Raw genomic sequence first — 22153 nt, 5'->3', positions numbered from 1 at the left:
GCGGTCGGTGTCCCCGAACGCCGAACGGGCGCGCGTGCGCGACCCGTTCGGCCGTTCCGCTGCCGTGCTCGGCGACGTGTGCCCCGTCGCCGAGCACGGAAGTGGAAGCACGGCCGTGACTCGGCCACACCTTCGGTTACGCCTCCGGCTCGATCAGCACGCAGCGGGTGCGGCTGTAGATCGTCGGCATACATTTGTTGCAGTGCACGCACAACGACCGGGTCTTCGGCTCGGCCGCGATGCGGTTGACCAGGTCCGGCTCGCGCAGCACCGCGCGGCCCATCGCCACGAACTCGAAGCCCTCGGCCATCGCCAGGTCCATCGTGTCCCGGTTGGTGATGCCGCCGAGCAGGATCAGCGGCAGCTTCAGCTCGGCCCGGAACTGCCGGGCGGAGGCCAGCAGATAGGCCTCCTCGTAGGGGTACGACCGCAGGATGCGCTTGCCGAGCAGCTTGACCCCCGTGCGTTGCGGCTGCGGGAAGGTCGCGGCGAATTCCGGCACCGGGGCGTCGCCGCGGAAGAGGTACATCGGATTGAGCAGCGAACTGCCCGCGGTCAGCTCCAGCGCGTCCACCGAGCCGTCCTCCTCCAGCCAGCGCGCGGTCCGGATGCTCTCGTCCAGCCAGATCCCGCCCGGGACGCCGTCCTCCATGTTGAGCTTGGCGGTCACCGCGATCCGGTCGCCCACCGCCTCGCGCACCGCGCGACACACCCCGCGCGCGACCTTGGCCCGGTTGGCGAGCGAACCGCCGTACGCGTCCTTGCGGTGGTTCAGCTTGGGGCTGAGGAAGGCGCTGGCGAAGTAGTTGTGGCCCAGGTGGATCTCCACCGCGTCGAACCCGGCCTCGACCGCGAACAGCGCGGCCTCGGCGTGCGCGCGGGTGATCCGGGCGATGTCCCGCTCACCGGCGGCCAGCGTGGTGCGCATGCCCAGCGGGTTGAACATCCGCCCCGCGGACAGGGCCGGCCGGCCGTTGGAGGCGGCGTTGGCCACCGGGCCGGCGTGGCCGATCTGGGCGGAGACCGCCGCGCCCTCGGCGTGCACCGCGTCGGTGAGCCGGCGCAGCCCCGGCACCGCCTCGGGGCGCATCCAGATCTGGTGCCGGTCGGTGCGGCCCTCGGGGGCGACCGCGCAGTAGGCGACGGTGGTCATCCCGATGCCGCCGGCGGCGGGGCGGCGGTGGTACTCGATCAGGTCGTCGGTGACCAGCGCGTCCGGGGTGGCGCCCTCGAACGTGGCGGCCTTGATGATCCGGTTGCGCAGCGTGAGCGGGCCGAGCTTGGCGGGGGCGAGGACGTCGGGTATCACGGGGCACCTCGTTCGGGAGGGGACGGATCGGCCGGGCGCGGCGCGTCCAGGCCGGCGGTGACGAAGGCGGCGACGGTCGCGGCGGCGGGCGGGGGGACGAACGCGTCGGCCACGGGTTGGCCGTAGAGCTGGAGCAGCAGGTCGAAGGCGAGCCGCCAGCGGTCCGCGATCTCCCGCTCGCCCAGGTCCGGACGGGCGGCGGCCAGCAGCTCGCGCCAGGGCCGGTGCCGGAACCACGGGTCGTCCCAGGGCAGTTCCCGCCCGGACAGCACGGTCCGGGCGAGCAGTTGCAGCAGCATCGGCCCGCTCGGCTCGCGGGCCAGCCGGTCGAACGGTTCGACGATCACCGTGACCACCTCGGCGACGGTGGGCGTCCACCCGGCCGCCCGGGCCCGGTCCAGCTCGGCCAGCGGTTCGGCCCACAGCGGGCCCAGGCGCTGTTGCAGCAGCGCGACCACCAGGTCCCGTTTGGAGCCGAAGTGGTAGTGCACGGCGGCCGGATTCATCCCCGCGGCGGCGTTGACCGCCCGCACGGAGACCCTGTCGTAGCCCTGCGCGAGGAAGAGCCGTTCGGCCTCGTCGAGCAGCCGGGCCCGGGATTGTGCGGTCACGGCAGGCACCAAACCACGAACCGCCGGCATTTTCAATCACTGATTGAATCAATGATGGAACGGCGGCCCGAGCGCCGAAGCAGGCCGGTGGTCAGCGCTGCGGCACCACCAGGACCGGGCACCGCGCGTGTTCGATCGTGGTCGTCGCGACGTGGCCGACCCAGTGACGCAGCGGGCCGCGCCGGCGCCGCACGCCGACCACGGCCAGCGCGCTGCCGGCCGACGCCTCGACGAGCGTGGCCGCGGCGTCCGCCATCACCGAGTCCGCGCGCACCTCGACGTCGGGGAACCGCTCGCGCGCCGTCGCCAACGCCTGCTCGAGCGCCGTCGCGTGCACCTCGGCGACCGCGCGCATGTCCGCCTCGCTCGGCCCGGCCAGGCCCGCGTACCCGGGCCAACTCCACGCGTGCACCGCGTGCACCGGCAGCCCCCGATCCCGGGCCGCCTCGAACGCGGCCGACACCGCCCGGCCGTCGCCGTCGCCCTGGACCCCGAGCAGTACATCCGCGCCGCCCGCCCCGGCCCCGTCGGCCGCCGCCCCGTGCTCACCGCGCACGATCAGCAGCGGACACTCGGTACGCGCCGCCAGATGCCGCGACACCGAGCCGAGCAGGAGCCCGACGAACCCGCCGCGCCCCCGCGATCCGGCGACCAGCAACATCGCCCCCTCGGCCGCCGCGAGCAGCGCGTCGCCCGGCAGGCCGTAGCCCACCCGGGCATCGACCGCCAGATTCGGACAACGGCGCAGCGCCGCCGCCGCGGCATCGCGGACCAGCTCCTCGGCGGCACGCCGGGTCTCCTCGTTCGGCTCCACCGGCTCGAACCCGGGCGTGGCCATCGGCACCCGGATCGCGTGCACCACCCGCAACAGCGCGCCCGCGCGGGCGGCTTCCTCCGCGGCCCGGGCCAGCGCCCGATCACCGTGCTCCGAACCGTCGATGCCCACGACCACCAGGGGTGTCCCGACCGCGCCCGTGTCCGCCATGCCCACCCTCCTCCGTCCATCACCCGAGGTCTTGCCGCCACCCGAGGTCCCGCCGGCGCCCGGGATCCCGCCGCCGAAACGGCGAAGACCGGCCCGGCGGAGCTGCCGCCGGGCCGGTTCGGGTGACCGCCGCGATCAGAAGTTCAGATTGCTCAGCAGGTTCGCGACGCTCTTGCCGCTGCTGTGGATGCTCGGCGCGATCGAGGTGCTCGCCAGATAGAACCCGAGCAGCGCGCACACGATCGCGTGCGGGATTCGCATGCCGCCCTTGCGGATGAAGATGAAGACGATGACGCCCAGCAGGAGGACGGTGGAGATGGACAAGGCCATGGGGGTGACTCCTCGGAAGGCGCGCTCGGGAGCGCAGGGGACGGAACGGCCGCGCCGATTTCGGGACAGCGCGAAGAGTGCCGGTGGGAACGGCGGAACGTGCGTGCATGTGTCACCGGGACAAAAACTAACAGAAAGTGTCGACAAAGGTGCAAAACGTCACACTTCTGCTCGTCGAGTCGCGGCGAGTCGCGCAGCCCGACGGCGTGTCCCCGGCCTGTCCCGGCATGTCGCGGCCCCTCCGAACCGCCCCCCGAACCGCCCCCCGAACACGGCCGGGCCGGCCCGACACGAGGTCGGACCGGCCCGGAGTGTGACCGTGGGAGCTGCGCCGATCAGGTCGGCGGCACCTCGATGTCGGTCTCCAGTCGGCGGTGCTCGCGCAGCCCCTGGATGATCGGGTGATCGTCGCCGAGCTTGCGCCGGCACGCACGCTCGGTGCGGGTGAACCACTCGCGGGACTCCTCCCGACGGCCGATCTCACCCAGGCTGTGCACCCGGTTGCAGGCCGCGACCAGGGTGTGCGGGTGATCCGCGCCCAGCAGCTCCTCGTATCGCTCGCAGGTGACCCGGTCGAGTTCGGCGCACTCGTCGACCTCGCCCGCCCGATAGAGGTTGTTCGCGTGGTTCACCGCGGCCGCGAGGGTGAACGGGTGCTCCTCGCCCAACGCTTCGCGCAGCCCCTCGACGCACCTGCGCCCCAGCGCCAGCGCCTCTTCGAGCCGGTCGACCGCCCGCAGGTAGCTCGACAGGTTGCTGCCGCATCCGAAGGTGAACGGGTGTTGCCCGCCGAACTGCTCGCGATAGCCCTGATAGGTGTCCTGGGCCAGTTCGAGGGCCTGCTCGTTGTTGCCCATCGCACTGTGGTCGGCCGCGAGGTTGAGCGCGCAGGCCAGCATGTCGGGGTGGGTCGGGCTCAGGAAGGCGCGGTACTTCTCCAGCGTGTCGCTGTCCAGCGACCGGGCGTAGCGGGCGTCCCCCGTCTGCCGGATCGTCACCGCGAGGTTCTTGGAGGTGCGCAGCGCGTCCCGGACCCGGCCGTTGGCCTCCTCGATGGCCAGCGTGCGCTGCAACACCGCCCGCGAGCCCGCGTAGTCACCCAGCTCACGGAGGTCCTGACCGACCTGGTTGGCCAGGAAGCAGGTGTGCGGGTGGTCCTCGCCCTGGATTCGCCGCCGCCAGTCGTAGGCGGTCTGGTGCACCTCGCGCGCCTCCTCCAGGCGACCGGTCAGGCGCAGCGAGACGCCGAGGTTGTTGGCCGCGAGCAGGGCGTCGTTGGTGTCCTCGCCGAACACCTCGCTGAATCGCCGGTAGTTCTCCCGGTCCGATTCGAGCGCGGTCTCGAAACGGCCGAGCGAACGCAGGTCGCCGCCGTAGCCGCGCCCGGTGATCAGGGTGTGCGGGTGGTCCGGTCCCAGTGCCGCGCGCTGCGCCTCCAGGGTGGCCCGGTCCAGGTCGTACGCCTTGCGGTACTTGCCCTGGGACCGGTACACGTTCGCCAGTTGGGTGCACATCCGCAGCGTCAGCGGGTCGTGCCGACTGAATCGCGCGCGCCACCGGTCCAGCGCGACCTCGGCGATGTACTGGGCGAATTCCCAGTCGTCGGAGCGCCATGCGAAGCGGACCTGCTCGACGATCCAGCGGCGCACGCCCTCGGAGTCGCTCTCCAGGGCGCGCGAGGGCACGAGGTGCTTGTACAGCTCCTCGTACGCCTCCCGGTTCGCCGGATCGTCCACGTCGCCGGGGGCGTTCGCGGCCAGGATCTCCAGGGTTCGGGCGCGCCGGGCGATGTTGTCCTCGGCCGGCATCTGGTCCCGCAGCACGGCTTGGACCAGGCGGTGCACCTGGATGGTGTCCGCGCCCCGGTCCACCCGGGCCAGCGCGTATCGGCCGAGCTGCTGGAAGATCCGGGACAACAACAGCGTGTCGCCGAGCGAGCTGTCCACCCGGATCAGTTCCTGGAGCACCTCGCGCGAGCGCAGCAGCCGCATCGAGATGGAGTCGGGCGACAGGTAGGCGCACAACTCCAGCAGGCGCACCGCGGCCGGCTGCCGCTCCTTCAGCTCGTCCAGGGAGACGGTCCACGTCGCGGCGGCGGTGGTCGGGTAGTCCGGCGGCTGACCCTCCTCCAGGATCGCGGTGACCCGCGTGTTCACCCGCTCCAGGTAGTCCTCGACCGGCATCGCCGACTCGGCCAGCCAGGCGCCCGCCTGTTCGACCGCCAGCGGCAGGTCGCCCAGCGCGGTGGCGACCTTCTGCGCGTCGGCCTCGGTCAGCGCCGGCACCCGGCGCTGGAGCAGCGCGACGCTCTCGTCGCGGCGGAACACCGGTACTTCGAGCGGGCGGGCGGTGCGCGCCCACAGGTCGTTGCGCGAGGTGACCAGGACGTGGCCGTTGACGCTGCCCTGCGGCATCAGGTTGGCCAGCGAGGCGGGCTCGTCGGCGTTGTCGTAGATCACCAGCCAGCGATCGTAGGGCTCGCCCTGTTGCAGGCTCTGGAGCACCGTGGCCGCCGCGTCGCCCACGTTCTCCCCGGTGGACAGGTCGAGCCGGACGCCCAGTCGGGCGAGTTGCGCGGCGACGCCCTGTGCCTGCTCGGCGGACACCCACCAGATGATGTCGTAGTCGGCGGCGAAGCGGTGCGCGTACTCCAGCGCGACCTGGGTCTTGCCGACGCCGCCCAGGCCGTGCAGGGCCTGGGGCAGCACCGCGGTGGCACCCTTGGCCAACTGGTCGCGCAGGCGTTCGAGGATGTCGTCGCGTCCGGTGAAGGCCGAGTGCCGGGGCAGCAGTTGGGACACCCTGGGCTTGGTGCCGGGGAAGCGGGGGCCCTCCGCCGGCGGCGCCTCCGAGGGGGTGCGGCCGAACGCGGCCAGCAGCGCGGTGCGCGCGTGCTCCTCGGACAGCGCGGAGAGGGAGACCGTGTCGCCCACGCCCGGGTCGAGGTCGAGCCCGTCGTCCACCCGCAGCGTCACCACGGCCACCCGATCCGCCGAGGCGAGCCGGCGCAGCGCGGTGCGCATCGCGGTCCAGGCCCGGCTGGGCAGCGAGTCGGGCGAGGACAGCACCACGACGCTGTCCACGTCCTCCAACCGCTCCAGCGGCGTGTCGCAGCCCCCGGTGCCGACCACCTGGGTGCCGGCGGCGATCAGTTGGGCGCGCACCCAGTCGACCCACATGCGGTCGCGTGCGCTGTAGAGGATGCGCACGGTGACCGGGGCGGTGTACCGGATGCGCTCGAAGCGGCGCAGTTCGCGGCGGCGCTCGCCCTCCTCGACGGGGTCGAGTCGGGTGATCGCGCCTTCGGTGAGCACACCGGTCAGCCGCTCGTACGCGGCGAGCAGGCTGCCCTCCTGGAGCGGGCGGTCGCCCAGGGTGGCCAGGGTCTCCTCGTAGGCGTAGAACGCCTTGTACGGGATCTCCACCTCGCCCCAGTACTTGGTGCGCTCCGCCTCGGAGTATTCCGCGAGGAATTCGGCGAAGCGCTCGCGCGCGTGGTCGCGGCCGGCTTCGAGCTTGTCCTTCTCGTCGTCCTCGACGCGCATCGGCACGGGCAGGATGCGCAGCGGGCGCTCGGCCTGCCGGGCGATCGAGCGGGCCACGTTGACGCCGCCGTCGATGGCCTGCTCGTTGAGGGTGAAGCCGTCCACCACGGTGTCGGGCAGCAGGGTGGTACAGATGCCGGCGATGTCGTTGAGGCCGGTGCGACTGTCGATCAGGGCGTAGTCGTAGGACGCGCGCATGTCCTCGCGCAGCGCGTCCAGGAAGCCGATGCCGTGCGGACTCTCGCAGAAGTCGGCCCAGTTGAAGCCGGCGAGGGTCGCCGCGTATTCGTGGTTCTGCCGGCCCGGGCCGAGGAAGCGGATCAACCCGCCGTCGGGGAAGTCGCGGTCGACCTTGACCGCGCAGCCGTCCACCCGGCTCTCCGCGATCCGGCTCGCCTCGATCATCGCGTCGGTGCTGGCCTCGGAGCCGACCACCTTGGCGAAGGCGCGGATCATGTCGAGTACGCCGCGCGTGTCCTCGAGCCGCTTGTCGATCAGGTAGGGGTGGAAGTAGCGGTGCAGGCCGGGGGATTCCAGGTCCCAGTCCACCACGAGCACACGCTTGCCCCGCGAAGCCAGGATCCAGGCCACGTTGGCCAGCGCCATCGTGCGGCCGGTGCCGCCCTTGTACGAGTAGAACGTGACGACGGTTCCCGGTGGGCCCGCTGGGTTCTCGCTCATCGCTTCAGTACTCCTCAACGTCGCCACCGGGTCCCCACAACAGTGGGCGGCGAGGGTTGTGTCGGGCCGTGATCCAGCGGGGTCGGGCGGCCGAGTCCAAGCCGGCGCGAGCGCGGGCGGGCAGCCCCCGGAAGGCGGTGGCGAACGGCGCGGAGGCCCCGAACGCGATGCGCGCGGGAGGCGGGCTCGGGCTGGGTTCGACACGCACGGTCGGGAACAACTCGCGCGCCTCGGCCGCCGGCAGCGGGCGCAGCGGGGCACGTTCGGCCGCGACCAGCACGCGCGCCAGTTCGGCGACCAGATGCCGATAGTCGGCCGAGTGCCCCTCCAGGCGCATCAGGTCGAACAACCCCTGGCGGGCGTAGATGGGGCCGTAGTCGTTCTCGGCGCCGAAGTCGGGCCTCGGCTGCCCGTCGAGTGGGGAATCGGTGGCCCGCCAGCGCACGGTGACCACCGCGTATACCTGTCGGCCGGTGTGCGCCCGGTGACCGCGCACCCGTTCGGCCAGTACGGCCCATTCGCGCATGGCGCGCGGATCGGCGAGGTAGTCGGGCGACGCCAGCACGACGGCGGCGGGAACCGAGCAGGCCAGTGCCTCGGGCGTGGCACCCACACCGGGACCGGTACACGAGGGCAGCACACCGCGCGCGCCGCCCCCCTGGGAGAGCCGGGCGGCGACCGCCTGTTCGAGATCGGCGTGGAAACGCTCGACATAGGCCCGCTCATCGCCGCACGACCGACTCGTGAAGAAGACTGGTGTCATCTCGACCCCTGATGTCGGCACTTCGTCGCAACGCGCGTGGGCTTGCCCTCCCCCGCGGTTACTCGTTGTTCCCAGGCTACCCGAGTCCATCACGCGACGTTACTCCTCGTTACATCAGGTAATCTCATGTTCATCTTTCGTTTCGTGTCGTTCCGCCCGCGTCCACGACCTGCTCGCGGGTGCCGCGCCGGCCCCGGTCGCCGTTGCGCGCGACCCAGGCCCGATACCCCGAGCGCACCCGTTCGGCCGCACGGCGCGCCGCCTCGGCCGGTATGTCCTCGCGCCACCACGACTGCACCGTGCCCGCCATGGCATCCACCACACGTGCGCCGTCCGGCGTCAGTTCACCGCATTCGCGCAACGTCGCGATCGCCTCGGTGACGTGCTCGCGGTGTACGGCGAACTCGGCCTGTGCCCGATCCTGCTCCTCTCCCGTGACGGCGTGCCGGCGAACCCGCCAGAAATCCGCGATCCCCAGATGCGCGTAGGCGCCTTGCAAGAGCGCGCCCACCGGTCGGGGGTCCAACCGCCAGGGCGCCCGGTACCGGGCGGTCGAACGTGTCGAGAGATTCGTGATGTCCTGTATCGCGCCGAGCTTGTTGTGCTGGAACTCGTGGACGAGCGTGACGGCCAGGGTGGTCGGGCCCACCTCGGGCGTGAGCGCGAGACCCCCGAACGCGTACCGCGACGACGAACTGAGGCTGACGCCGGGCTCGCCCACCACCGGGACCAGCGTGGACAACGCCGCCGGCAGGCCGGCCGCGTAGGCCCGGTGAGAGTGTGCCAGCTGATCCCAGGCGGAGGCGAAATTCCGTTGCAGCAAGGATACTTGGCGAGCCGTCAGACGTGCGCTCGGCTGCCAGCGATGCACGTCGCGATAGGGGTCGACGTCCTCGATCGCCAGCGTCGCGCTCAGCCCGGCGGCGGTGGCGGAGCACCTGCGGTTGGCCTGTCGGCGCGAGACCAGCCGGCTGCCGACCGACCACTGGCGCCCGGTCAGCGCGATCCGACCCGCGTCCGCCGCCACCCGCACCCGCCCCAGCGTGGGCAGGTACACCCAGCCGCCGACCGCGCTCAGCTCGACCCGGCCGGGCGGACCGTGTTCGGGGTCCCCGCGCAGTGCCGCCGCCGCCGCGATCGAGCCCAGGTGGCCCAGGAGTTCGTCGAGATCGGGGGCGGCCGGGTCGAGGTCGGTCCGGCCCAGGCGCAGCAGGCTGCGCATCGCCCACGCGCCGGTGTACGGGTGCATCAGCACGGTGCGCGCCGCGTCCGGCGCGGTGCGCTGGACGTGTGCGAGCAGGTCGTGGGCGTCGATGAGGTGCGCGGTGCGCGCGCTCGGCAACCGCTCGCGGGCGGTGGCGACCACCGCGTACACCTGGAGCAGGCGGCGGCTCTCCTGCGCCCGGGCGAGCGCGGACACGGCCGCGAAGTCGCCCTGTCCTGCGGCGAGTCGATCGAAGGCCGGGCCGGTGAGCCGATGTGTCCCGATCATCCGCGACTCCTCGAATCGGCCACCAGGGCACGGACATCGGCGCGCACGCGGGCGCCGACGTGGTCGATCAGCGCGCGCAGGTCGGCGCAGTACACGGACGGATTGTCGAAGCCGTTGTCCGGGCGATAGCGGTGCGCCCGCAGGCCGCCCCCGCAGGTGCGCACCACCGGACAGCGCCGGCACGTCGCGCTCAACCCGGCCACGCCGACCGCCGCGCGGGCGTACGCGGGGGCGGCCAGCACGGTCGCCGGGTCGTGCCGGAACACGTCGAGCCCGGTGGCCGCCGCACCGTCGTAGGCGGACTTGAGCGAGTCCTCGCGTTCGAACGTGCCGTCGGTCTCCACCACCACCGAGCCCGGCGGGCCCAGGCCCAGGACCTCGCTCTGTACGTCCCGGCCCAGGGTCAGATCCACCAGGTCCTCCAGGATCCGCACCCGCGTCTCCCGCACCGACGCCCCGTACCAGCGGTCGAAGACCGCGATCAGCCAGTCCGCATACGGGGTTTCGCCCTCGCGTGCGCCGGGCGGCGGGAACTCCCAGGTGGCGTGCGGCAGCAGCAGGTCGAGCATCGGCGGGGCGTGCGAGAGCAGTTCCTCGTAGGTGGCCACCGGGTCGTTGCCCAGGTCGATCGTGCACAACAGGCCGCCGTACAAGGGCCGGTAGCGCGGCCGGCGCAACAGCGCGATGCCCCGGACCGCCTCGGCGTGGCTGCCGCGCCCGTCCGCGTGGCGACGGTGCCGGTCGTGCGCGAGCGCGTCGCCGTCCAGCGAGACGCCGACCCGGATCCGGTGCGCGAGCAACACCTCGGCGCAGCGTTCGTCCAGGCGAACCCCGTTGGTCTGCATGGTGATCCGCAACTCGGCCACACCCGCGAGCGCGGCGCGCAACTCGCGCGCGATCCGGTCGATCCGGTCCGGTCCCGCGAGCAGCGGTTCGCCGCCGTGCAGCACGATGTCGAGCACCCGCAGGCCGGCCCGCTCGGCGTGTGCGCGCAACCAGGCGCCGAGCGCGCCGACGGTCGCGTCGGTCGGCACTCGGGGGCGCTCGCGCCAGCTCTGGTCCCGGAGTTCGTACACATAACAGTGATCGCACGCGAGATCGCATCGTGCCGCGATCTTGACCACGAATTGCCGAAACGGAATCGCTTCGTGCATCGGACCTCCCACGGTCAGGCCCGAACGGTGCCGCTCCCGTCCGCCCGGGGACCCCCGGCACGGTCGTTTCCGCCACGGGGATCGAACTCCGCCTCGACGAGAACCGGATCCACCACGCTCGTGAACCCCGCGACCACCGCCTCCGAGGGCTCCTCGGACTCGTGGACCAGGCGGCGCAGCGCCGAGGCCAGCACGGAGGCCGGCAGGTGATCCAGGTCGTCGAGACAGAGCCCGTCGAGGTCGGGCAGCGCCGACTCCACGTCACCGCGCTCTCGTTGCATCCGCAGGACCCCCGTTCCTCCCGCGTCGCCGGATGCCGGGTTCGTCTCGCCCGTCCGGCCCGGTAGCGTTCGGGCGTGCCGTCCGAGTGAAACCGTACATTCGAGTGCGGAACGTATCGCCACGATTACACAAGCCTTCCTATACTAGCCGGGCCGGGTCGATCTGCGCGATGCTCTGTGTGGGCAGAGTCGTACACGCGAACGACCGGCATGGGGGCGGCACTTGCCAGACCCGCGGCGCGGTCGCGGGTGCCGCTGGGCCGTCCTTTTGTCCGGTGCACGATCCGGGGGTCGCTTGGTGGACTACGACTTCTTCACGAGTCACGTCGCCGACCGTGATCCCAAATGGGCTGCCCGCTTCCACGACGACGTCGAGGCGGAACTGCGGCGCGGGATGGACCGGGTGCGGGCGGCGATCCGGCTGCAGCCGACCTTCGGTCCGATCCAGATGCCCGACGGCGATCCACCCGCCCAGGCGCGCGCGATGGTCGCGCTGTGTTCCGACGACTACTTCGAGGACCTGGACTGCGGGCGCGACTGGGCCGTGTTCACCGACCGGCTGCGTCGACACGAGTCGATCGTGGGGGTCTCGGCGCCGAACCTGATCGCCGTACCGTGGACCACGATCGAACAACCCGTGCCGCCCGCGGTCGGCCCGATCGAGTGGCCGGTCGGGATCCCCGCGCCCGGTCACGGGCCGAGCGTGTTCGACATGTTGCGGCTCGGCGGTATCCGCGATCTCGGCTACGTTCGCGCGGTGCGCACCGTGGCCGATCGGGTGGCCGCGGCACTGCGCCATCGCCTGGCGCCGCTGAACGCGGCCGAGGCGGACGAGGTGGAGCCGATGTTCGGCAGCCACGACGGCGCCTCGCGCACGATGCCCGAGGTGCCGCGGCGGTTGCCGATCCTGGAGCCGGTCCCGCCGGCCCGCACCGACCTGGTGATCAGCTACGTCGGCAACGACCTGGCCTGGGCCGACTGGGTCAGCGAGGTACTCACGTTCGAGGACTACCGGGTCTCGCTGAGCCGCTGGGACTGGAGCGCGGGCGAGAGCTTCGGCAAGGCGATGGCCCGCGCGCGCGGGATGGGCGAGCACGTGCTCGCACTGTTCTCCGAGCACTACTTCGAGGCGCGCCGGTTGGCGATGGACGAGTGGGAGGAGGCGCTGGGCGACGGGTACGCGGGCGGTCGGCTGCTGCCCATAGTCGTCGGTCACACCCAGGTGCCGTCGATGTTCCGCGGCGTGCCGCCGGTCGACCTGACCGAGACGGACGCGGTCGGCCAACGCGATCTGCTCGTGGCCGCGGTGCACCGGTTCGCGCCGCTGCCCGCGCGGAATACGGGGTTCTCCTGAGCGTGTCGGACCCGATATCCCCGCCGCCGCGCCCGCCCAGGCCGGACCGGCCGCCCACGAACGCGCCTGCGCCCTTGCCTGGGCCTGCGCCCGGGTCCGCGAACGTGCCGCCGCCCGCGAACTCGTCGCCTCCGCCCGTGATCGCCCCGCCGCCCGCGCCCGGCCCGCCGCCCGTGATCGCCCCGCCACCGGTGATCACCCCGCCGCCGCCCAGGACCGCGCCGCCGCCCCCGCCGCGCTCGCCCACCGACAATCCGCCGGTGTGGCACGTGCCGGGCACCAGGGGGCGGTTCTACGGCCGCGACAACACCCTCGCGGACCTGCGCGCGCTGATGCAGGTCGAACATCGGGTGGTGCTGCGTCCCCAGGACGACCTGCCCGGCCTGGGCACCACGCACCTGGCCCGCGAATACGCCTACCGGCACCGGCACCTGTACGACGTGGTGTGGTGGTTCGACTGCGCCGCCCGCCCCACCGAGAGCGGCGTCGCCTTCCTGCACCGCGTGCTCGAACAACTGGGCAACCTCGGCGGGCGGGTCGGCCAGACCGTCGGCCCGGGGCACGAACTGCGCTCGCGCGAGGGCTGGTTGCTGATCTTCGACGAGGTGGATCGGCCCGGTCTGATCGGCGAGATGATCCCGACCGGGCCCGGCCACGTGCTGATCACCAGTACCGATCCGCTGGCCCGGCACCTGGGCAGCACGGTCGATCTGCCGCCGCTGGACCGGCAGTCGTCCGTCCTGATGCTCCTCGACGCACACCGGGGCTTCGAGCTGGAGCTGGTCACCGCCGAGGCGATCGCCGCGTTCGTCGGCGACCGACCCGCCGCGATCGCCCGGATCGCGGAGCTGTTCGCGACGGGGCTGGTGTCCCCGGAGGTCACCCTCGAACTGCTGCGCTTCGGCAACATGGCCAAGCTGTCCCGGACCATCCCGCAGAACCAGATCGTCTACCTCGCCGACCTGTTCCTCGCGGTGCGCGGGCTGCGCGCGCCGGACACCTGGTCGATCTGGCTGGATCTGTCCGAGGACTACCTCGAACACCAGTTGCTGCACCGGCACATGACCGACGCGCGCTCGATGCTGCTGCACATGTTGCGGACCCTGGTCAACGGCCCGGAACCGATCCACTCGCTGCAGTGCCTGTGCCGTGCGCTGCACGATGTGCTGCCCAACACCCAGGGCGTGGAGGAGGTCTGCCGGGCGATCGACAACCTGCCCGGGTGAGCGGCCGACACGAGGGGTACATCCGGCGACGGGGCCGATTCCGGCCGGCGGGTGCGCCATGCTGATGCGTATGGCGAATGACGGGGAGTACGGGGGCGAGACGGTGCGTTACTTCATCAGTCACGCCGGCTCGGACACGGATTGGGCAAAGTGGGTCGCGGGGCAGCTGGTCCGAGCCGGTCTGGACGTCGAACTCGACGCCTGGGACTGGGCGACCGGCGAGAACCTGACCACGCTGGTCAGCCGTGCGCTGGACAACGCCGGGCACATGATCGCGCTGTTCTCCCCGGCCTACTTCGTCCCGGAGCGCTGGACCACGGTCGAGTGGACCGCGATGTCCGACGCGCTGCGCGGCAGCGGCCGGCGGCTGATCCCGCTGGTGGTGCACGAGGTCCCGCGCGAGCAGATCCCGTCCGTGCTGCGGCCGTTGTTGCGCCGGACGTTGTACGGCAAGTCCGAGGCGGACGCGCAGACGGAGCTGATGGCGGCGATCACCGGGCCGACCCGGCCGACGGAGCCGCCGCCGTTCCCGGGGCCGCGGGGGGACGGGGCGGGGGCGGACGGCTCGGGGTCGGACGGGACGGCGCCGGCGGACCGGGCGGGCCCGGCGGACTCGGCCGACCCGGCGCCCGCGCCGGGCGTCCGCCCGGTGCCCGCGCCGCGCCTGCCCGCCGCGCCGGTGATCCGCCGTACCGTCACCGCCGGGCACACCCGGGCGCTGACCGACGCGATCATGGCGGTGCCCCGGATCGCCCGGACCGACCTGTGGAACCTGTGGCTGGATCTGGCCGAGGACTACTTCGAACGCCCGTTGCCCCGCGAGCAGATCGCCGCGCCGCGGATCATGCTGCTGCGGCTGATCCACGACCTGTCCACGCTCGCCGAGCCCGAACCGGCCCGCGCACTGGACGCGTTGGTCCGCGCGCTCGGCGACGTACAGCCGACCGGCCCGGAGATCGAGCGGGTCCGCGAACTCCTGGCCGAGCTGACCGCGCCGAGCGACACGACGGACCCGGCTCGGGACCGGACCTAGCCGGGCCCCGTCGGCCTCGTCCGGTCGTCAGGAGCCGCCGTACGCGGCACGCCGACGCCGCTCGTAGGAGCGCCGCCAGCCGGCCCGCCACAGCAGCGCCGTCCCCGGCGGGATCCAGCGCAGCACCCGCCGCCGCTCGGCGCCGGTGGCGTGGTGCAGGTGGAAGGCCACGAAGGCCGGGAGGTCGCGGCCCCAGACCCGCACGGTCCGGGTCGGCATGCGCCCGTCGGGTGTGCCGCGCACGTGCCGCCGCATCAGCGGGAACAGCTCGTGCTCCTCGGCCAGGCTGTGCCGGGCGACCAGTTCGCACAGCCGCCCGATCGCGGGTGAACGATCCCGCAGCGGCACGCTCCGGTCGGCGACCAGGCGCATCGCCTCCTCCAGGGTCGAGTGGTCGACCTGGAAGGCGGTCACGGTACGGGCGGCCCGGGGCGAACCGGCGCGCACCGACGGGTACAGGACGATGTGTTCCTCGCGATGGTGCGCGCGCAGGAAGCGCAGCACCAGCGCGAGATGTTCCTCGACCGCGCGCACACGCAGGATGTCGACCGGATCGAGGTGTCGGGTCACCTCGGTCAGGGCGGCCAACTCCTCACGCAGGCCGCGGTGCGCGACATAGCCGGGAGTCAGGTCGAGGGTGGGGGCGGGAGTGGAGGTGGGAGTGACGGGCCGAACTGTGGATGTGGACACGGGGGCCGCCTCGGGAGGCACGGGATGGGGGAACCCCACACCGTAAGGGCACGCGGCACGTATTCCGCACCGATGCAAGGAGATTTCCGGCCATTCCCGAATGGCGTCCGTTTCCGGTCCGATAGCGGCCGAGCCGATACCGAACCGGAACGCCGGATGTCGCTTTTCTTGCGCCCCCGCTTCAGCTACTTCTTCACGTTCGGGATCGTCCAGTCGATCGGCTTGTGCCCCATGGCCGCGAGCGCGGCATCGATCTGCGAGAACGGCTTGCTGCCGTGGAAGAGCTTCGCGGACAGCGGCGAGGGGTGCGCGCCCTGCACTATCGCGTGCTTGGTGGTGTCGATCAGCGAGATCTTCTTCTTCGCGTGCCCGCCCCACAGCACGAACACCACCGGCTCGTCCCGGTCGTTGACCGCCTTGATCACCGCGTCGGTGAACTTCTCCCAGCCCTTGCCCTTGTGCGAGGCGGCCTCGTGCGCCCGCACGGTGAGCACCGTGTTGAGCAGCAGCACACCCTGCCGCGCCCACGGCATCAGGTAGCCGTTGTCGGGGATCGGCAGGCCGATGTCGGCGTTCATCTCCTTGTAGATGTTGCGCAGCGACGGCGGGATGCGCACCTCGGGCCGGACCGAGAAGGACATGCCGTGCGCCTGGTTGTCGTCGTGGTACGGGTCCTGCCCGACCACCAGCACCCGCACGTCCTGGTACGGCGTCGCCTCCAGCGCCGCGAACACCTCGTCCTCCGGCGGGAAGATCTGGTGTTCCTTGCGTTCCGCGTCCACGTACGCGGTCAGCTCGGCGTAGTAGGGCTTCGCCAGCTCCTCCGCGAGCACGGGCTGCCAGGACTCGGGCAACGTCTGCACAGCAAGAACCTCCACACGAAGGCGTTCGAGACGCCCATGGATCAACGAGGACCCCAACGTAGCCGCTCGCGCGGACACCTCGGCCCGCCCGGAGGGGTTCGGGGCGGGCCGAGGTGATCGAGGCGGTCCGAAGTGTTACGCGTCGACCGTCTCGTCCGGCTTGGCCTCCGGCTCCGGTGCCTCGGTCGCCTTCGGCTCCGGCTTGTAGCAGAGCTTCAGCAACAGCGCGGCGTTCGCCACCCCGACGCCGGCGGCGAACAGCGCCGGACGCAGGCCGGATCGCCGGCGACCGACCAGGGCGTCGACCGAGTACTTGCCGTTGCCGAGCGCGGCCAAGGCGACCGCGGCGCCGCCGACCACGGCGGTGTACTCCCAGCCGCCCTTGAACACGAAAAAGCCCTTGCCCTTGTGGTCGGTCGCGGCGGCGACACTCATCAGCCCCACCGTGGCCGCCGACGGCAGCGGATTGGCCACGCCGAGCACGATGCCGACGCCGGCCGCCATCTCGGTCCCGGCCGCGAGGCGCGCGTGCACCTCGGCGGGCTGGAGACCGAGCGACTCGAACCAGCCGGTGGTGCCCGCGAGGCCGCCGGGGCCGGCGACCTTGTTGTAGCCGTGCGCGAACAACATCGGGCCGAGCGTGGCCCGAAGCACCAACGCCGCCACATCCCGGCCCTCGGCCGCCACCGGGGCCTTCTTCTTCCTGCCGAACATCGCCCACCTCATCAGCTGACACATCGTCACATCTCAACAGGCAACCTACCTGTCGCGAAACGCGCACCAAAACGGGGCCGGCGCGCTCGCCCCGAGTCGCGAATGGGCCAAGTGCCCACAGGGCGTCCTCAAACGCCGGACAGGCTGATGGGGTCGGCCACGGCGGTGGGTAAGCCCATCTCGCCTCACCGTCCTCAAACGCCGGACAGGCTGGTGTGCCCGGCCCGCGTCGCGGGGCGAGCCGAGTACCCACTGGCCGTCCTCAAACGCCGGACGGGCTGATCGGGTCGGCCACATCCACAGGTAAGCCGGCCTCGCCTCGCCGTCCTCAAACGCCGGACGGGCTGAAGCGCTCGGCCTCATCCGTAAATGGGCCGAGTCAACCCGCCCCGCAGCCGAATCCCCGAACGCCACCAAAATCAGCCCGTCCGGCGCTTGAGGACGGCAAGCCGGCACCCGGCCCACCAACGATCGGGGCCAAGCACTTCAGCCCGCCCGGCGTTTGAGGACGACAAGCGGCCACGCGCCCCACCCACGCCCAGGGCGGACCCAATCAGCCCGTCCGGCGTTTGAGGACGGCAAGCCGGTCTGGGCGCACCCAAGGATGTGGCCGACCCATCAGCCCGTCCGGCGCTTGAGGACAACAAGCGGGCACGCGCCCCACCCACGACCGGGCGGCCCCGATAAGCCCGTCCGGCGTTTGAGGGCGGCCTGTGGGCACTCGGCCCATCCGCGACCGGGGCCAAGCGCACCAGCCAGGGGCCGGGCTCGGCCGGTGGCGGCGGCTCAGCCGGAGGCGACAGGCGCGATCGTGGCGGCCTCGCCGTCCGGCCTCGGCACCACCACGGGCGTGTCGTCCCCCGGCGCCCGCAGGATGTCCGCGTCCACGTCGTACAACGCCCGCACCAACGCCGCGTCCACCACCTCCCGAGGCGGCCCCGACGCAATCACCCGCCCCGCCCGCATCGCGACCAGCACGTCCGCGTAGCGCGCCGCCGACGCCAGGTCGTGCAGCACCATCACCACCGTGCGCCCACCCGCGGCGACCCGCCGAACCAGCCCCAACACCTCGACCGCGTGCCCGAGATCGAGCGCCGACGTCGGCTCGTCGAGCAACATCACCGGCGCCTCCTGCGCGATCACCATCGCGACCCAACAGCGCTGCCGCTGCCCGCCGGAGAGCCGATCGAGCCGCCGATCGGCCAACGACAGCACGCCGGTCGCGGTCAACGCCTCCCGGCACACCCGCTCGTCCTCGCGCGACCACTGGCGGAACAGACCCTGGTGCGGATGCCGCCCATACCGCACCAGGCCGGATACCGTGACCGCCTCCGGCGCCTGCGGATTCTGCGGCAACAGGCCCACACGGTGCGCGGCTTGACGCGGCTTCAGCCCCCAGATGTCCGCGCCGCCGACCGCGACCCGACCCGACTCCGGCCGGTGCAGGCGCGCGATCGAGCGCAGCAGCGTCGACTTCCCGCAACCGTTCGGCCCGACGATCGCGACCACCGTGCCCGCGGCGACGGACAGGTCGACGCCCGACACCGCACGATGGCCCGGGTATCCGGCATGCAGATCTTCCACGAGCAGTTCCATGGGCGGACCTCCCGGCCGTACACAGCATATGTAAGGCGAGGCTAACCTAATCGAACCCGCTCGCGGCACCGGCGCCCCCGGTCAACGGTTGGTCAACTCCGGGAACCACCGGGCACCGACCCGCCCGGCGCGGTCCGCGAACAGCAGCGCGTCCGTCCCGTGCCACGCGAGCGCGGCCACCGGCGCCGAGACGTGCCGGCGCGCGAGCGGAGTGGCCGCCCTGCGCGCCGACCCCGCCCGTACATCCCACACCACGAGCATCCCGTCACCCCCCGAAGTGGCCAACAGACCGCCGCCGGCCGGCCGCCACCGCGGCGCGCACGCCCGGGGTTGCGCGGGCAGCCGACGCGGGCGCGGGCGTACCCGGCCGCCTCGGGCGGCGAGATCCCACACGGTCAGCCCGGCCCGGTCCTCGACCGCGAGCCGGCCGCCGCCCGCGTCGAGGGCGAGTCCGACGGCGGGCAGGTCGCCGACCGAGTCCAGGTCCTCGTGCGTGCCGCCGGCCCCACGCACCTGCACGCCCGGCACGTCGCCCGCCGCGCACAACCAGGCCCCGCCCGGCGTGCCGGCCAACAGCCGCACCGGGATCGGCCAGGTCCACACGTTCGTGCGTCCGCGCGGTCCGTACATGTGCACCTCGCCGCCGAGCGCGACCGCGAGCCCGCCCCCGTCGACCCAGACCACGTCGTCCACCCGCACCCGCCCGTCCACGGCGCGCCACGACTCGGTCCCGGTGCCGGGCGCGTACACCCGTACGACGCCGCCGAAGGACACCGCGCAACGGCCGTCCTCGGACCACGCGCAGCGGGCGGGCAGGCCCGGCGTCCGCAACACCAGGGCGCCGTCGGTGACCCGCCACAGGGCGTACCCGGTGGGCCCGGCGAGGGCGACCACGGAGCCGTCCGGCGAGAATTCGGCCCGGTACACCCCGCCCGGCACCACGATCCGGGCCAGGAATCGCCCGGTCGCCGCGTCGAGGAGACGCACCCCGCCGGCGACCCCCGCGACCACGCACAATCCTCCCGCGATCGCGACGTCGGACGGTACGTCGTCGATCCCGTGCTCCCAGCCAAGCCCCGTACGTGTCGCCATGACGGTCATCGCGGCCCCCTTGTTCGCGGGCCGATCCTCGCGCGCTCGTGTTTCGTCCAGGAAAACTCTCACCCGGGAAACTCCTGTCCCGGAGCCGGTTTCCCCGCGTTCGCCGCGTCTGCTAGTAAGACGACCGGACCTGTTCACCGATGGATCGGATCACACCGTTGAGGACCCTCGCAGACATGGCGCCGATCACATCGGACATGGCGGGCGCCAGTGGGAACGAGCCCACCATCTTCGTCGCGGGCCTGGTCCTCGTCGCAGCCGGCGCCCTGTTGGCACTCGCGGGCCGCCGCCGATTCGCGGACGACGCGGAAGACGTAGAGGACGAGTACGACGAGGAGCCCATCAAGGCACCCCCAATACCAACCACGGCAACCACGGCAACCACGGCAACCACGGCAACCGAAGCATCCACCAACGCGGCACAACCAGAAGGAAGTTCTCCCACCCCAAAGAAACCCGAACCCGACACACCCCCGAACACCCCCGAGCCAGAGCCGAGTTCCACACCCCCGAAGCCCGCCACCAAAACCACCCCGGCAAACAAGGCCGCAACAGCCGACACCACCACGAAGCAAAGCCCGAAGCCCGAGCCGGCACCTGACGAAACCACCACGCCCGAACCAGCGGCGCCACCGGCACCGGCAGCCGCCGCCAACACCCCCTCAACCCCCGATCCCACTCCGCAGCCCCACCCCAAGCCCACCGCCGAACGCAATCCCGATCCCGACACCAGCCCCGCACCCTCCGCGGCCCCCGAACCCCCCGACCCAGCACCGGACTCCACCCCCGACGCGACCGACAAGCCCACGACAAAACCCGATCCGAGCCCCTGAAACGCGCCTTCGATGCCCCACCACAGGGTTCTTGTCGCCCGGCGTTGAAAATGCCGACGAACTCTGACGGCGACGCCCCGCCCGTGGGTGTTCCGGCGGAGCCATCGTCGGCGAGGTGTCGTTTCCTTCGGCAAGGTGCCGGTGGATCAGCCTCAGCAGGCAAACACCGACCAGCAGATGTCGTTGCGCAATCGCTGGTCGTCGAGTACGAGCCGGCGAATCGCCTCCGGGAGCTGGTCGCGCTGCCACTGGCACTCGAGTCGTCCTGCGGCCTCGCTCTCGTCTTTCGGCGCGGCAGCGCGCGCGGCCTTGATCGCATAGGCAGCCGCTCCGAGTTCGTGCGCGGCGACGTGTGCGACGACTGCGGCCTGGCCGGCGGCGTACGCGGCATGCCGTGCTGCGCCACGCAGGTCTCGAGCGGCACCCATTGCATGGCCGCCCGCCGCGCGGGCCTGCATCATCTTGACCTCGCCGCGCACCCAGGCGCGGGCATGCTCGATCGCCTGGCGCGGTCGCGGGTCCTGAGGCTGAGCCGACTCGAAGAGGTCGAGGACGTGCTCCGCGCAGGCTGCCGCCCAAAGGGCGAGGAGATGGTGATCCGAATCGGTGAGGGTCCCGCCCCGGCGGATCGTCACGAAGCGAGGGTCTCTGACCTTCGGGAGGATCATGGTTGACCTTCCTTCCTGCGAGCATGCGCATCCGCGACCGTGCACACCCCGAGCGAAGCCTGCAAACCCGGTGGTCGATCCGCAAGCTCGGCTGCCGATTCCCGGCCGGACGAGACGAGTTCCCAGTCGCCGACCACCTCGCTCACGCACGCATGGGCGGCAACTCGTCGACGAGGTTCCTGCCGGTGGCGACGAGGGCCCGCAGGAAGAGGTTGTCGACCGCTCGTGGGTAGCCGCGCGAGGTCGTGTCGATCAGCGTGAGGGCATCCTCGGTAAACCCCCGGTCTTCACCCGGCCCACCACGCCCCGACCCCGACTCGGCTCACCGCACCCACCGCCCCCGTCGACTCACCCGCGCGCGACGCCGCCCGTGTGCGCGACGCCGCCCGTGTGCGCGACCTCGCCCGTCACGTCGTCCGTTTCGCGGCGGGGCCATTCGCGGCCCTCCGTGGTCTCGACCGCGCGGTTGAAGCGGGTCAGGACCTCGAACAGTTCGCGGCGTTCGCCCTCGCCCCAGGACGCCAAGACGCGTTCCAGGCCCCGGCAGTGGCCGGTGCGTTCCGCCGCCAGGTGTTCGGTGCCCTCCTCGGTGATCCGCAGTTTGCGGGCCAGGCCGCCGTCCGGGTCTGCGATGCGCTCGGCGTCGCCTGCCCGCAGGAGTGCGGCCACCTGGCGGTTCACCGTCGAAGTGTCGAGCCGAAACGCTTCTGCCAGCGCACCGATCGTCATCGGTCCCTCGACCTCCAGGCGGGTCAGCAGCAGGTAGGCCGACCGCTCCATGCCGTCGCCCCGCCGCTTGCCCATGACGTGGTGCCGAGCGATCAGCATCAGCTCCCGCTCGATGCCTTCCAACACATCCACTCCCGCCTTCACACCCGATGCGCCGTGTACGACCCTAGCGCCGGGCCCAGGCAATGTGCACGA

General features: G+C 72.1%; 19 protein-coding genes. 3 read left to right on the top strand and 16 right to left on the bottom strand.

The features are described from left to right. Window positions 1-136: 136 nt before the first annotated feature. The 9 genes from ACMXN5_RS25430 to fxsA all read right to left on the bottom strand — a co-directional run bounded on the left by ACMXN5_RS25430 (window position 137) and on the right by fxsA (window position 11151). Window positions 137-1309, bottom strand: coding sequence for an NADH:flavin oxidoreductase (locus ACMXN5_RS25430; protein ID WP_439677141.1), 1173 nt, complete (start codon window positions 1307-1309; stop codon window positions 137-139). Beyond that, window positions 1306-1920: a TetR/AcrR family transcriptional regulator gene (locus tag ACMXN5_RS25425; protein ID WP_439677140.1), complete on the bottom strand. Its 615-nt coding sequence runs from the start codon at window positions 1918-1920 to the stop codon at window positions 1306-1308. Before ACMXN5_RS25425 ends, ACMXN5_RS25430 begins: the two co-directional genes overlap by 4 nt. A 91-nt stretch (window positions 1921-2011) precedes the next feature. Then, window positions 2012-2905 (bottom strand): universal stress protein, encoded by an 894-nt coding sequence (locus ACMXN5_RS25420; protein WP_439677139.1) that lies wholly within the window; start codon window positions 2903-2905, stop codon window positions 2012-2014. Window positions 2906-3040: 135 nt separating this feature from the next. Continuing rightward, window positions 3041-3235, bottom strand: a complete 195-nt coding sequence (locus ACMXN5_RS25415) for a DUF2304 domain-containing protein (RefSeq protein WP_379996634.1) — start codon at window positions 3233-3235, stop codon at window positions 3041-3043. 335 nt (window positions 3236-3570) lie between these two features. Beyond that, window positions 3571-7461 carry an FxSxx-COOH system tetratricopeptide repeat protein gene (gene fxsT, locus ACMXN5_RS25410; protein ID WP_439677138.1) on the bottom strand — a complete coding sequence of 1297 codons (3891 nt, stop codon included), beginning with the start codon at window positions 7459-7461 and terminating at the stop codon, window positions 3571-3573. A gap of 4 nt (window positions 7462-7465) precedes the next feature. Beyond that, window positions 7466-8224, bottom strand: a complete 759-nt coding sequence (locus ACMXN5_RS25405; RefSeq protein ID WP_439677137.1) for a hypothetical protein — start codon at window positions 8222-8224, stop codon at window positions 7466-7468. 130 nt (window positions 8225-8354) lie between these two features. Further along, window positions 8355-9716, bottom strand: a complete 1362-nt coding sequence (locus ACMXN5_RS25400; RefSeq protein WP_439677136.1) for an HEXXH motif domain-containing protein — start codon at window positions 9714-9716, stop codon at window positions 8355-8357. After that, on the bottom strand, window positions 9713-10870 hold the full coding sequence (locus tag ACMXN5_RS25395; RefSeq protein WP_395791438.1) for an FxsB family cyclophane-forming radical SAM/SPASM peptide maturase: 1158 nt from the start codon (window positions 10868-10870) through the stop codon (window positions 9713-9715). The genes ACMXN5_RS25400 and ACMXN5_RS25395 overlap by 4 nt, the downstream gene beginning before the upstream one ends. Before the next feature lie 14 nt (window positions 10871-10884). Next, complete coding sequence (gene fxsA, locus ACMXN5_RS25390; protein ID WP_395791436.1) at window positions 10885-11151, bottom strand: FxSxx-COOH cyclophane-containing RiPP peptide; 267 nt, start codon at window positions 11149-11151, stop codon at window positions 10885-10887. Between the two features lie 298 nt (window positions 11152-11449). Between fxsA and ACMXN5_RS25385 the strand changes: the two genes are divergently transcribed. The 3 genes from ACMXN5_RS25385 (at window position 11450) to ACMXN5_RS25375 (ending at window position 14764) form a co-directional block, all read left to right on the top strand. Then, window positions 11450-12505: a TIR domain-containing protein gene (locus tag ACMXN5_RS25385; RefSeq protein WP_439677135.1), complete on the top strand. Its 1056-nt coding sequence runs from the start codon at window positions 11450-11452 to the stop codon at window positions 12503-12505. A 137-nt stretch (window positions 12506-12642) separates the two neighbouring features. Further along, the gene (locus ACMXN5_RS25380) at window positions 12643-13731 is read left to right on the top strand and encodes an effector-associated domain 2-containing protein (protein ID WP_439677134.1); all 1089 of its coding nucleotides are present in this window, start codon (window positions 12643-12645) and stop codon (window positions 13729-13731) included. 70 nt (window positions 13732-13801) lie between these two features. Beyond that, complete coding sequence (locus ACMXN5_RS25375) at window positions 13802-14764, top strand: TIR domain-containing protein (RefSeq protein ID WP_439677133.1); 963 nt, start codon at window positions 13802-13804, stop codon at window positions 14762-14764. A 27-nt stretch (window positions 14765-14791) separates the two neighbouring features. Here the strand turns inward: ACMXN5_RS25375 and ACMXN5_RS25370 are convergent, their stop codons facing one another. The 7 genes from ACMXN5_RS25370 to ACMXN5_RS25340 all read right to left on the bottom strand — a co-directional run bounded on the left by ACMXN5_RS25370 (window position 14792) and on the right by ACMXN5_RS25340 (window position 22057). Further along, the gene (locus ACMXN5_RS25370; RefSeq protein ID WP_439677132.1) at window positions 14792-15454 is read right to left on the bottom strand and encodes a hemerythrin domain-containing protein; all 663 of its coding nucleotides are present in this window, start codon (window positions 15452-15454) and stop codon (window positions 14792-14794) included. 185 nt (window positions 15455-15639) lie between these two features. Beyond that, a complete protein-coding gene (locus tag ACMXN5_RS25365; RefSeq protein WP_395791426.1) occupies window positions 15640-16317 on the bottom strand; it encodes a uracil-DNA glycosylase in 678 nt (225 codons plus the stop codon). 135 nt (window positions 16318-16452) lie between these two features. Then, window positions 16453-17031 (bottom strand): DoxX family protein, encoded by a 579-nt coding sequence (locus ACMXN5_RS25360; RefSeq protein WP_439677131.1) that lies wholly within the window; start codon window positions 17029-17031, stop codon window positions 16453-16455. Between the two features lie 786 nt (window positions 17032-17817). Next, on the bottom strand, window positions 17818-18627 hold the full coding sequence (locus ACMXN5_RS25355; RefSeq protein WP_395791422.1) for an ABC transporter ATP-binding protein: 810 nt from the start codon (window positions 18625-18627) through the stop codon (window positions 17818-17820). A gap of 81 nt (window positions 18628-18708) precedes the next feature. After that, complete coding sequence (locus tag ACMXN5_RS25350; RefSeq protein WP_439677130.1) at window positions 18709-19719, bottom strand: hypothetical protein; 1011 nt, start codon at window positions 19717-19719, stop codon at window positions 18709-18711. 994 nt (window positions 19720-20713) lie between these two features. Beyond that, window positions 20714-21229, bottom strand: a complete 516-nt coding sequence (locus ACMXN5_RS25345) for a putative immunity protein (protein ID WP_439677129.1) — start codon at window positions 21227-21229, stop codon at window positions 20714-20716. A gap of 348 nt (window positions 21230-21577) precedes the next feature. Continuing rightward, entirely contained in the window at window positions 21578-22057 is a 480-nt protein-coding gene (locus tag ACMXN5_RS25340; RefSeq protein WP_439678074.1) for a MarR family winged helix-turn-helix transcriptional regulator, read from the bottom strand. Between the last annotated feature and the right edge of the window lie 96 nt (window positions 22058-22153).

The sequence above is a fragment of the Embleya australiensis genome (assembly GCF_051903075.1).
Lineage (GTDB): Bacteria > Actinomycetota > Actinomycetes > Streptomycetales > Streptomycetaceae > Embleya.
Note: the sequence above shows the minus strand (reverse complement) of the source record. Positions and strands in the feature narration are given on the sequence as shown.